12 protein-coding genes are annotated in these 10,855 nt (G+C 58.6%); 6 read left to right on the forward strand and 6 right to left on the reverse strand.

Features of this window, described 5'->3' with window-relative positions; all coding sequences use genetic code 11:
* Positions 1-184: 184 nt before the first annotated feature.
* The 5 genes from QZ302_RS06435 to QZ302_RS06455 all read right to left on the reverse strand — a co-directional run bounded on the left by QZ302_RS06435 (position 185) and on the right by QZ302_RS06455 (position 4,350).
* On the reverse strand, positions 185-334 hold the full coding sequence (locus QZ302_RS06435) for a hypothetical protein (protein WP_294593784.1): 150 nt from the start codon (positions 332-334) through the stop codon (positions 185-187).
* Positions 335-766: 432 nt separating this feature from the next.
* On the reverse strand, positions 767-1,819 hold the full coding sequence (queA, locus tag QZ302_RS06440) for a tRNA preQ1(34) S-adenosylmethionine ribosyltransferase-isomerase QueA (RefSeq protein ID WP_294593786.1): 1,053 nt from the start codon (positions 1,817-1,819) through the stop codon (positions 767-769).
* A 676-nt stretch (positions 1,820-2,495) separates the two neighbouring features.
* The gene (gene truB / locus QZ302_RS06445) at positions 2,496-3,248 is read right to left on the reverse strand and encodes a tRNA pseudouridine(55) synthase TruB (protein WP_294593788.1); all 753 of its coding nucleotides are present in this window, start codon (positions 3,246-3,248) and stop codon (positions 2,496-2,498) included.
* Positions 3,249-3,255: 7 nt separating this feature from the next.
* A complete protein-coding gene (locus tag QZ302_RS06450) occupies positions 3,256-4,041 on the reverse strand; it encodes an undecaprenyl-diphosphate phosphatase (RefSeq protein ID WP_294593790.1) in 786 nt (261 codons plus the stop codon).
* A 3-nt stretch (positions 4,042-4,044) separates the two neighbouring features.
* On the reverse strand, positions 4,045-4,350 hold the full coding sequence (locus QZ302_RS06455; protein WP_294593792.1) for a DUF3098 domain-containing protein: 306 nt from the start codon (positions 4,348-4,350) through the stop codon (positions 4,045-4,047).
* A 792-nt stretch (positions 4,351-5,142) separates the two neighbouring features.
* Here QZ302_RS06455 and QZ302_RS06460 point away from each other — a divergent pair.
* Both QZ302_RS06460 and gyrB read left to right on the forward strand, forming a co-directional pair.
* Positions 5,143-5,667 (forward strand): gamma carbonic anhydrase family protein, encoded by a 525-nt coding sequence (locus QZ302_RS06460; RefSeq protein ID WP_294593794.1) that lies wholly within the window; start codon positions 5,143-5,145, stop codon positions 5,665-5,667.
* Between the two features lie 74 nt (positions 5,668-5,741).
* Positions 5,742-7,700: a DNA topoisomerase (ATP-hydrolyzing) subunit B gene (gene gyrB / locus QZ302_RS06465; RefSeq protein ID WP_294593796.1), complete on the forward strand. Its 1,959-nt coding sequence runs from the start codon at positions 5,742-5,744 to the stop codon at positions 7,698-7,700.
* A gap of 222 nt (positions 7,701-7,922) precedes the next feature.
* On the opposite strand, the gene QZ302_RS06470 is transcribed toward gyrB, so the two are convergent.
* Positions 7,923-8,081 carry a hypothetical protein gene (locus QZ302_RS06470; RefSeq protein WP_294593797.1) on the reverse strand — a complete coding sequence of 53 codons (159 nt, stop codon included), beginning with the start codon at positions 8,079-8,081 and terminating at the stop codon, positions 7,923-7,925.
* 189 nt (positions 8,082-8,270) lie between these two features.
* Between QZ302_RS06470 and QZ302_RS06475 the strand changes: the two genes are divergently transcribed.
* The 4 genes from QZ302_RS06475 to yajC all read left to right on the forward strand — a co-directional run bounded on the left by QZ302_RS06475 (position 8,271) and on the right by yajC (position 10,458).
* Positions 8,271-8,492 carry a DUF2795 domain-containing protein gene (locus tag QZ302_RS06475; RefSeq protein ID WP_294593799.1) on the forward strand — a complete coding sequence of 74 codons (222 nt, stop codon included), beginning with the start codon at positions 8,271-8,273 and terminating at the stop codon, positions 8,490-8,492.
* Positions 8,493-8,553: 61 nt separating this feature from the next.
* Positions 8,554-9,543: a transcription antitermination protein NusB gene (locus QZ302_RS06480; protein ID WP_294593801.1), complete on the forward strand. Its 990-nt coding sequence runs from the start codon at positions 8,554-8,556 to the stop codon at positions 9,541-9,543.
* Between the two features lie 18 nt (positions 9,544-9,561).
* Positions 9,562-10,035 carry a DUF1573 domain-containing protein gene (locus tag QZ302_RS06485; RefSeq protein WP_294593803.1) on the forward strand — a complete coding sequence of 158 codons (474 nt, stop codon included), beginning with the start codon at positions 9,562-9,564 and terminating at the stop codon, positions 10,033-10,035.
* A 102-nt stretch (positions 10,036-10,137) separates the two neighbouring features.
* Positions 10,138-10,458, forward strand: coding sequence for a preprotein translocase subunit YajC (gene yajC, locus QZ302_RS06490; RefSeq protein ID WP_294593805.1), 321 nt, complete (start codon positions 10,138-10,140; stop codon positions 10,456-10,458).
* The last annotated feature ends 397 nt before the right edge of the window (positions 10,459-10,855 follow it).

Raw genomic sequence — 10,855 nt, forward strand, 5'->3', positions numbered from 1 at the left:
AGTGAATTAGAGATTGCTTTTGATGGTCGAAGCCTGCGGGGCCCAGAGCAACGTTAGTTGCGGGCCTCCGCTGCGGGAGGCTTCGGCCCGGGCGGCTCTGCGAGCCGCAGGAGCACCAATAGGGTAGAAGCTGTCGGTTGCTTGGGGTAGTTCCAGCCAGCTTTCGTGTGCCTCTCGTCTCCGTTTATTCCGAGAGGCAACGCAGCTGAAAACCGTGGCCACGGTAAAGCGAGTGGAAGGGGACGAGTACCTCCGTGGCGAGCCATAAGAAAAATCCGTAAGTACCGTTCGTGGCAGAAGACGACCAACTGTATCCGTGATTACCTACAGTCAATGGCAGGCCGAATTGTCCGGTGCTACTCGCGTCGCGGAAGCCCGGGGCGCCCCACCGTGTGTCTTATTGGCAGCCTCTACTCCAACTTGAAGCTAAGGCTGCCCGGTTCGCGTGACTCTCGTCCCCGTTTATTCTGAGAGGCAGCGCAACGGAAGACCGTTGGCACGGTGATACGAACCGCTGGCACTGAGGGCTGTCGTACGGAAACTCAAGTACATCCCACGGTAGTGGTCGTTTGAAGTATGGGAGGTGGACGAGTAGCTGTACCCGCTGTTGCCGATGTAGCTCAGTGTGCCCGAATAAGAATTGCGGTCGCCCGGGGCGGGGACGATGACTGAGGGGGGCGGACGAAAATGCCTCCGCTCGGACATTGTTGTCCGGACGGAGGCGTGGAGTATGCGGGGAGGCGGGATAGGTCTCTCCGATATCGAGTTACAGAATCAGCATGGCGTCGCCGTAGGTGCCGAAACGATAGCCCTCTTCTTTGGCTACTTCGTAGACTTTCAGCAGTTTGTCGTAGCCGGCGAAGGCGGAGACCATCATCAGCTGGGTCGAGTAGGGCAGGTGGAAGTTGGTCACCATGGAGTTCGCGACGCTGAATTCGTAGGGCGGGAAGATGAATTTGTTGGTCCAGCCTTCGAAGGGTTTCAGCATGCCGTCGGTCGAGACGGAGCTCTCGATGGTGCGCATGACGGTGGTGCCGATGGCGCAGACGCGTTTCTCTTTCTCGCGGGCGGTGTTCACGATACGGGCGGCTTCTTCGGTGATGAAGATGGGTTCGCTGTCCATCTTGTGTTTGGTGAGGTCTTCGACGTCGACGGAACGGAAGTTCCCCAGTCCGACGTGGAGGGTGATGGAGGCGCGCCCTACGCCTTTGATGTCGAGGCGTTTCAACAGGTGTTTGCTGAAGTGGAGGCCGGCGGTGGGGGCGGCGACGGCGCCCTCTTTCTCGGCGTAGATGGTCTGGTAGCGCTCTTCGTCGATGGTTTCGGCGCGGCGACGGAGGATGTGGGTCGGAACGGGGGCTTCGCCGAGCTTATAAAGGGCGTTCTTGAAGGCGTCGTATTCGCCGTCGAACAAAAAACGAAGGGTGCGGCCGCGGGAGGTGGTGTTGTCGATGACTTCGGCTACCAGGGCGTCGTCGTCGCCGAAGTAGAGCTTGTTCCCGATGCGGATCTTCCGGGCGGGGTCGACGAGGACGTCCCACAGCCGCTGTTCGCGGTTCAGCTCGCGCAACAGAAAGATCTCGATCTCGGCGCCGGTCTTCTCTTTGTTGCCGTACAGCCGGGCGGGGAAAACTTTGGTGTCGTTGAAGATCATCACGTCGCCTTCGCGGAAGTAGCCGAGGATGTCTTTGAAGATCTTGTGCTCGATCTTGCCGCTCTTACGGTCGAAAACGAGTAACCGGCTCTCGTCGCGGTTCTCGCAGGGGTACTGGGCGATCAGGCTCTCGGGCAGGTCGTACTTGTATTGCGATAGTTTCATCTCTTTAACTGTTTTTTATTCTGGTCGTGGTATTTTACGGGAACTGTCGCTTTTACGGTGTTCGGTGGGGGCTTTTTCAATGAATCTCTTTCTGCGTGTGGGGCGAGCTTTGTTCGCGCGCCTTGGGAAATCTTGTCAAAACGTGCCAGCACATTTTGACGATTTCCCTTCCTAAGGCGTGGCGCGCGGTGCTTCCCGGCACTCGGAAGGGGCAGCCTCTACCCCAAGGCCGCCTCGGTCCAATCCATTGTCCGCGCGCTGGCGGGAATCTTGTTAGAACAATTCACCATTGTTCTAACGATTCCCTACTCCAGCAGTCGCGCGCGGTCGAGCTTTGTTCCGCCTGAAACTGCGCTCGGGCCGCGCGGGCCCCACGTCCCGTGGACGGGAAATGCTTACGCATTTCCACTGGCAGCCTCTACCCCCGTTCTTTGTCCGCGCGCAGGCGCGCGTCGGTTTGAGGGTACTGTTCTCTTTGTGAACAAAGAGAACCAGAAAACCGACGCTGCCAGCGAGAGCAATGCAAACGTAGTTTGCAAATTGCCGAGCGGCGAGGAGGAAGGCGAAGCCAAACTTTAGACGGATGCTGACGTATCCTCCCGCTGCCGGCGGCTCAATTTTCGGTTGAAGGGATGTTCGTTGCCGGTGAGGCAAAACGAATAATTAAAATACGTAATTAAACGGGATTTGTTTCAACGGTTGGAGCCGGGGGCGATAATTTCGCTTGCAAGGTCTCTAACGATAGGCAGTGCTCGACTTGAAAACCGCCGCTGCGCGTCCGGCGAAGGCCGGTGAGGTGGGCGCCGCTTGATAACTTACGCCCAAGGTCGCGGGCGAAGGCGCGGATATAGGTGCCTTTGCTGCACAAGATGCGCACGGTGAGGCGCGGTGAGGTCGGCAGTTCGCACGTCTCGAGGCGGGTCGAGTAGATGTTTATCACGGCCCGGCGCATGTTCACCTCTTCGCCTTCGCGGGCGTATTCGTAGGCGCGACGCCCTTCGAGTTTCTTGGCGGAGTAGACGGGGGGCTCTTGTTCCTGTTCGCCGATGAAGCCGGCCAATATGCGCTCGACGTCTGCCCGGGTGATGTGTGCCCAGGGGTAGCGGGTGTCTACGGGGTGTTCGAGGTCGTAGCTGGGGGTGGTGGCGCCGAGTTCGATCTCGGCGAGGTACTCTTTCTCTTCGGCCTGGAGGGTGTCGACTTGTTTGGTGGCGCGGCCGACGCAGATCAACAGAACGCCGGTGGCCAAGGGGTCGAGGGTGCCGGCGTGGCCGACTTTGATTTTGCGGTGCCCCAAACGGCGCATCAGGGTGCGCACTTTCCGAACGACGTCGGTGGAGGTCCATCCCAGCGGTTTGTCGATGGGGAGGACGAGCCCTTCTTCGAAGGGGTAGTCGGGGCGAAGGTGGGGGGATAAATGGTCGGTCATGGAGCGATTAGCCGAGAATGAGGGCGGTGGTGCCGGCCACGGCGCAGTAGAGGGCGAACCACCACAGTTTCCCGCGGCTGACGATGCGGATCATGGCTTTGCAGGCGAAGAGGCCGGAGAGGTAGGAGGCCAGAAATCCGGCGGCTAGGGCGTAGCCGGAGATGCCGGAGGCGGCGGGGGAGAATTCGCCTTTCAGGAGTTCCAGAAAGGCTTCGCCGAGGATCGGGACGAGTACCATCAGGAAGGAGAACTTGGCGAGTTGGCTTTTGTCGTCGCCGAGGAGCATGCCGGTGGCGATGGTGGAGCCGGAGCGCGATATGCCGGGAATCACGGCGACGGATTGGGCCAGGCCGATAAGAAAGGCGTCTTTGGCGGTCACGGGATGTTGCTGTTTCGGTCTGATCAGGTGGGTCAGCAGGAGCAGTCCCGCGGTTACGAGGAGCATGCTGCCGACGAACCGCACGCCGCTCCCGAAGAGGGCTTCGACGTGGTCTTTCAGAAAGAGGCCGACGATCAGAATGGGGAGCATGGAGATGAGGAGCTTCAGCAGGTAGCGCGATTCGGGGGTGGAGCGGAGGGTGAGCCCGCGCCGCAGGAGGTGCAGGATCTCGCTCCAGAAGACGGTGATGGTGGCCAGTACGGTCGCGGCGTGGACGAGGATGGCGAAGGTGGTGTTGTCGACGGAGGTGCCGAGGAGGCGGCTCAAAAGAACGAGGTGTCCGGAGGAGCTGACGGGCAAAAATTCGGTCAGGCCTTGGAGCAGACCGAGCAGAATGGCGTCTAGGGTGCTCATGGGTTACGACTGGCTTTGGGGGGTGGTGTTTTCGGTTTCGTTCGATTTTTTGCTCTTGGGCCGGTACATGATGGCGTAGATCTCGAACAGAAAACCGGCGAGCAGCAGCAGGGGGGCGAGGTACAGCCGACGGAAGTTGAACATGTCGTGGTTGAATTCGGTGGCGGGGTTGTCGCTGGCGCCGCCGCTCAGGAGGATGAAGCCCAGAATGATGGCGCCGATGCCGGCGAGCATGAGGAGGTAGTTTCTGTGTCCGAAGGGCATCGGGGTGGTGGGCTGGGCTCGGTGGCCTGTGGTCTGTTTTTTCATATCGTGTGGTGTCTGGTTCTAATTCTGTATGGGTTCTATGCGGGTTCTTGTGGGTTCTCTGCGGGGCGGGCTGCGCGGCTCTGCGGGGCGCAAGAGTACGGCTTCTTTGCTATGAGGTTCGTCCGCGCTCTCAGTTCAAGCGGTCGAAGCCTACGGGGTTTGGGGTAGAGGCTGTCAGCAAAAGACGCTGTGCGTCCCTCCGCGGTCGGAGGCTTCGGCTCGCGCGACCCAAAGGGTCGCAGAAGCACCGCACAATTTTCTGAACTTCGGCCTGTCGCCCACTCCCCCGAGGCGCTCCGCGCCTGGGCGACAAGGCCGGCGGTTCGAAGAACCGCGCTACTCGCTCTTGGCCCAAAGCACCGCCCCAATTTTCCGCCCCGTGTCAGCCTCACTGCGGCTCCGCTGTCGCTCCGCCGGTGCCGTCGCCCGCTGGGATTTCATCTCGATTTTGCTCACCGCAAAATGAGCGAAATCCCTCTTTAGGCGGGCGGGCGACGGATTTTTGCTCGGAATCAAGTTTTTCGCGCGCAGTTTTTTGTTCGCGCGCCTTACGCGATTCATTCTATTTCGGCTCGCTGCCGAAATGATTGAATCGCTTTTTTAGGCGGCGGCGCGCGGTCGAGCTTTGCCCCGCCTGAGACTGCCCTGCGCGGGGAGGTGTCTCCCGGCCTCGGAATGGGTCACCTCGGCCCGACTTCTCGTCCCGTTCTCTGTTCGCGCAGGCCCTGTCTGCTCGGGATTACCCCAGACGCACCTGCAACAGTTTTGATAACTCTTAAACAAAAAAGACCCATGGCCCTTATCCGCCCTCTGAACGGCACCTCGCCCCGATTAGGAGAGAACAGCTTTCTGGCCGAAACCGCCGTCCTGATCGGCGACGTCACCCTCGGCGACCACTGCTCCGTCTGGTACGGAGCCGTCCTGCGCGGCGACGTCAATCCCATCCGGCTCGGCAACCGCGTCAATATCCAGGACGGCGCCGTGCTTCACACACTGCACAAACGTTCCGTCGTCGAGATCGGCGATGACGTCTCCGTCGGACACAACGCCGTCGTCCACGGCGCCCGCGTCGAACACGACTGCCTGATCGGGATGGGCGCCACCCTGCTCGACAACGCCGTCGTGCACAGCGGAACCATTATTGCCGCCGGCGCCCTCGTGCTGAGCGGACAGGAATGCGAACCCGGCAGCGTCTACGCCGGCGTCCCCGCCCGCAAAGTCAAGACCCTGACCCCCGAAGAGCAGCACCGCATGATCCACCTCAACGCCGAGCACTACCTCACCTACGCCTCGTGGTACACCGCTGGCGGAGAATAGCCTCGGGTTACTCTGCTTGCAGATATGCCGGAAAAAGCCTATATTTGCAAGTTACCGAGAAAAACACGCGCAGTATGAGCGAAGAAGAAGTAAAGACACAGAACAACGGAGAATATTCGGCCAGCAGCATCCAGGTGCTGGAGGGGTTGGAAGCGGTGCGCAAGCGGCCTTCCATGTACATCGGGGATACCGGCGAGAAGGGGTTGCACCATCTGGTTTACGAAGTGGTGGACAACTCCATCGACGAAGCGATGGCCGGGTATTGCACCACCATCGACGTGACCATCAACGAAGACAACTCGATCACCGTGAGCGACGACGGGCGCGGGATTCCGACCGACTACCATCCCAAGGAGAAGAAATCGGCCTTGGAAGTCGTGCTCACTGTTTTGCACGCCGGGGGGAAGTTCGATAAAGGATCGTATAAAGTTTCGGGGGGGCTGCACGGCGTGGGGGTTTCGTGCGTGAACGCCTTGTCGACCGACCTCGAAGCCGTTGTGCACCGGCAGGGGAAAATCTTCCGGCAGTGCTTCAGCAAAGGGGTGCCGCAGGGCGATATCGAAGTGATCGGGACGACGGATCGTACCGGAACGACCATTACGTTTAAGCCCGACGGCGAGATTTTCACTCAAACCACGACCTATAATTACGATACCCTGAACTCGCGGCTGCGCGAGCTGGCGTATCTCAATAAAGGGATTCGGCTCAACCTCACCGACAAACGCGACAAGGACGAGGAGACGGGCGAATACCGGCACGACAACTACTACTCCCAGGAGGGGCTCAAGGAGTTCGTCAAGTTCCTCGACGGGACGCGCGAACCGCTGATCGAACACACCATCCACATCGCCGGCGAACGCGACGGAGTGCCGATCGAGGTCGCTTTGCAGTACAATACGGGTTTCAGCGAGAATGTGCACACCTACGTGAACAACATCAACACCATCGAAGGGGGGACGCACCTGACGGGCTTCCGGCGGGGGCTTACCCGGACGCTCAAGAAATACGCCGAGGACAGCGGGATGCTCGCCAAACTCAAATTCGAGATCAGCGGGGACGACTTCCGCGAGGGGCTGACCGCGATCATCTCGGTCAAGGTGGCCGAACCGCAGTTCGAGGGGCAGACCAAGACCAAACTCGGGAACTCGGAAGTCTCGGGGGCGGTGGACAATGCCGTGTCGGCGGCCCTGACCAACTACCTCGAAGAGAATCCGAAGGATGCCAAAGCGATTGTGCAGAAGGTGATTCTGGCGGCTACGGCGCGGACGGCGGCGCGCAAGGCGCGGGACATGGTGCAGCGCAAGACGGTGCTGTCGGGGGCGGGTTTGCCGGGGAAACTGGCCGACTGCTCGTCGCGGGACATGACCCAGACCGAGATCTTCCTCGTCGAAGGGGACTCCGCAGGCGGGACGGCGAAGCAGGGGCGGGATCGTGCTTTTCAGGCCATTCTGCCGTTGCGCGGTAAGATTCTGAACGTCGAAAAGGCCACCGATCACAAGATGTACGACAGCGAGGAGATCAAGAACATCTTCACCGCGCTGGGCGTGACGGTGGGGACGGAGGAGGATAGCAAGGCGTTGAACCTGAGCAAGCTGCGGTACGGCAAGGTGATTATCATGACCGATGCCGACGTGGACGGGAGCCACATTGCGACCTTGATCATGACCTTCTTCTTCCGCCGGATGCCGGACATTATCCAGAACGGTCACTTGTATATCGCCACTCCGCCGCTCTACCTGGTGAAGAAGGGGCCGAAACAGCAGTATTGCTGGACGGAGGAGCAGCGTTTGGCGGCTGTCGAAGAGTTCGGCAGCAAGGGGGTCCATATCCAGCGATATAAGGGGTTGGGCGAGATGGACGCCGAGCAGTTGTGGGAGACTACGATGAATCCGGCTGGCCGGACGCTGCGTCAGGTGACCATCGAGAATGCGACGGAAGCCGATCGTATTTTCTCGATGCTGATGGGAGACGACGTGCCGCCCCGGCGCGAGTTCATCGAGCGGAACGCCCGGTATGCCAAGATCGACGCCTGATGTAGGGTGAAGGCGAAGCCTGGTGCTCTGATCGATCGATTGCCATTGGGATCGGCTCGCAGTTGCGAGCCGATCCCAATTTTTTGTAGGGGTAGTTGCGGTGTAGACCTGACGGGAGTTGTGTCTGTGTGTAGTTTTAGGGGTCTAAAGCTTGCCCGCGCGCGGACGAAGAATGGGGTAGAGGCTGCCATTTGCCCCCCCCCCCCCGCGGGCCCGTGGCGTTTATTCCGAGAGGCAACGCAACTGAAAACCGTGGCCGCGATAGGTCGCATCAGAAGGATTCATGTTCACCGCACTGAACAACAAACGCCAGGCGTCCGTGCTGCCGTCGTGCACCGACGCAGACCAGACCGTACCCTCGCTGCCGATGCCACGCTGCACGCCATCCGCACGACTGCGGTAGCCCGGGGCCCCGCCGCGAACCCACCGAAAACCGCCCGAAAACGACGAAATTTGCAGAAAATCACCGAAAATGATTACCTTTGCAGACCTCGACGCGAGGCAGTTGCCGAACCCACCGCGTCGAAATTCCGATTCAGTCCCTGAGACAATCAAACACCCGAACAGACTATGTACTGGACACTCGAACTCGCATCCAAACTCGAAGATGCACCCTGGCCCGCCACGAAAGATGAGCTGATCGACTACGCCATCCGCTCCGGCGCCCCGTTGGAAGTGATCGAAAACCTCCAGGAGATCGAAGACGAAGGCGAGATCTACGAAAGCATCGAAGACATCTGGCCCGACTACCCCAGCAAAGACGACTTCTTCTTCAACGAAGACGAATATTAATCGGCCGCACGACCCTCCCGCGAGCCACCCACTTTTCACTCCCCCCTCCAGACCGTTCCCTATGCTGAGTCGCCGACTGCTTCGAATCAAAACCGTCAAAGCGTTGTACAGCTACTTCCAATCCGGTGCCGAATCCATTCCCCGTTCCGAGAAAGAACTCGACACCGCCATTCGGAAAAGTTACGAACTCTACCTCCTGCTCATCGCCCTGATCGGCGAAGTGGCCCGCCTCGCGCGCGAACGGATCGAGATCAACCGAGCCAAACTCATGCCCACCGACGAAGACCTGCACCCTAACGTGCGGTTCGTCGACAACCGCGTCGTGCGGATCATCGAAGACAGCTCGGTTCTTGGGGACGCCATGACCCGTTGCAAAGCCTCCTGGCGGGGACAGGAAGCCATCGTCAAACGCCTCTATCAGGACATGATCGCCGCACCGTACTATAAACGGTACATGGAGGCACCCGTGCCCGAGGACGAAAAAGAGGCCTTCGCTGCCGATCGGAAATTCGTCATCGACTTCCTCTCCACCCATATCGAAGACAACGAATACCTCGAAGAGGCCTTGGAAGAGAGCTCCCTCTTTTGGGTCGACGACCTCTCCTACTGCCTCGGTCTCGCCATCCGCACCATCGGCTTCCTGAACGAGACCTCGACCGATCCCGAAATCATGCCCATGTACAAGAACAAGGAAGACGAAGAATACGTCGAGACCTTGTTCCGCAAAGCGCTCCTGAACCACGAAGAGTACTTCGGCTACATCGACCGCTTTACCCGCAACTGGGACTTCGACCGGATCGCCTTCATGGACAAGATCATCATGCTCGCCGCCATGACCGAACTCGTTCAGTTTCCGACCATTCCGGTCAAGGTCACCCTGGACGAATTCATCGAAATCTCGAAATATTACTCGACACCGGGGAGCAGCGTCTTCGTCAACGGGATACTCGACAAAGCCGTCGTTCAATTGACTCAGGAGGGGAAAATCGCTAAACAGGGGCGGGGATTGATCGACAAGACCGTCGTTCGGGCGGGGGTTAATAAGGGATAATCGTAGTAACCGGTATTTATGCGTCATTTTTTTGCATCTTTGTTTTTGAGCCTCTTCGGACTCCTCTTGATCGGTTGCGACGGGGCATCCTCGGCTGGCGGCGATCGTTCGGACTCGACCGTGACCGATACGGCAGGCCTGTTGACCGTCCGGTTGCCTCTTCCGGTGACCGACGAGGGGCGGGATGCGGCGCGCAGCTATGATACCATCCGGATGGGACGGATGGCCGAAGGAGAGGTGCTCGAAGGGCGGTTCCGCGTGGCGAACCTTTCGGAGCGGCCTTTGGTGATCGTTCAGGTGATTACCGGTTGCGGCTGCACCACGGCGGATTACGATCCCGCGCCGATCGCGCCGGGGGATACTATCCTGATGACCTGGCGGTTCGACAGCCGGGGGCGGCTCGGCCAGCAGTTCAAGTCGATCGAAATCATTACCGCAGAGCGGCAGTGCGCGACCGTTTATCTGGACGGCGAAGTCGTTCTGGGGGATTAATTAAATAATAAAAGGGTTCTCGATATACGAAACGGCCCGTTTTTTGCGTTTATCGAAAAGCACCTTACCGATTTTGAAACTTAATTCAATTCAATAGACAACATGACACTCAACACAATCCTGCTTCAGGCACCCCAAGGGGGAGAAGGCGGCGGAAACTACTCGTTTCTGATCATGATGATTCTGCTTTTCGCCGTGATGTACTTCTTCATGATCCGTCCGCAGCAGAAACGGCAGAAAGAGCTGAACAAATTCCGCAACTCGTTGGAAAACGGAACGAAAGTGGTAACCGCAGGCGGGATCTACGGCACGGTGAAAGAGGTGAACGAAGACAGCGTGCTGGTGGAAGTAGACAACGGTGTGAAGTTGCGGATTGCCAAGAGCATGGTGATGCGCGATCCGTCGGACATGGTACAGAAGTAGTTTTTGGAGGGTAACAGGGGCCTTTGTATCCCTTTATTCCCCAAACAGTTGAATAAGAGAAACCGGGTATTGCAGCATGTAGTTTCATGCTGCAATATCCGGTTTTGTTGTTTCAGGAAGAGCTTGAAGTATCCGACCCACGCGTTCGTGCCACGGCGAGTGCGATGTCGGTTTTTGGGTCGAGGCTGTTGCGATGGCTTTAGGGTAGATCCCGCCAGCGCATCCCGTAGGGATGCGCTCTAAAGTCTTTTTGGTTCTTTTTCTGAAGAAAAAGAACAGTACCCTCAAACTAATTGCGCGCCCCACCTAAAGGAGCGATTCAACTATTTCGGCGGTGAGCCGAAATAGAGTGAATCGCGCAAGGCGCGCGAATAAAAAATTGGGCTGAGCTGATTAA

The organism is uncultured Rikenella sp. (genome assembly GCF_910579375.1).
In the GTDB taxonomy this organism is placed as follows: Bacteria; Bacteroidota; Bacteroidia; order Bacteroidales; family Rikenellaceae; genus Rikenella.

Excerpts from the sequence above, each read along its gene's own strand:
- queA (WP_294593786.1), bottom strand. The coding sequence starts at position 1,819 with ATGAAACTATCGCAATACAAGTACGACCTGCCCGAGAGCCTGATCGCC.
- truB (WP_294593788.1), bottom strand. The coding sequence starts at position 3,248 with ATGACCGACCATTTATCCCCCCACCTTCGCCCCGACTACCCCTTCGAA.
- QZ302_RS06450 (WP_294593790.1), bottom strand. The coding sequence starts at position 4,041 with ATGAGCACCCTAGACGCCATTCTGCTCGGTCTGCTCCAAGGCCTGACC.
- QZ302_RS06455 (WP_294593792.1), bottom strand. The coding sequence starts at position 4,350 with ATGAAAAAACAGACCACAGGCCACCGAGCCCAGCCCACCACCCCGATG.
- QZ302_RS06460 (WP_294593794.1), top strand. The coding sequence starts at position 5,143 with ATGGCCCTTATCCGCCCTCTGAACGGCACCTCGCCCCGATTAGGAGAG.
- gyrB (WP_294593796.1), top strand. The coding sequence starts at position 5,742 with ATGAGCGAAGAAGAAGTAAAGACACAGAACAACGGAGAATATTCGGCC.
- QZ302_RS06475 (WP_294593799.1), top strand. The coding sequence starts at position 8,271 with ATGTACTGGACACTCGAACTCGCATCCAAACTCGAAGATGCACCCTGG.
- QZ302_RS06480 (WP_294593801.1), top strand. The coding sequence starts at position 8,554 with ATGCTGAGTCGCCGACTGCTTCGAATCAAAACCGTCAAAGCGTTGTAC.
- QZ302_RS06485 (WP_294593803.1), top strand. The coding sequence starts at position 9,562 with ATGCGTCATTTTTTTGCATCTTTGTTTTTGAGCCTCTTCGGACTCCTC.
- yajC (WP_294593805.1), top strand. The coding sequence starts at position 10,138 with ATGACACTCAACACAATCCTGCTTCAGGCACCCCAAGGGGGAGAAGGC.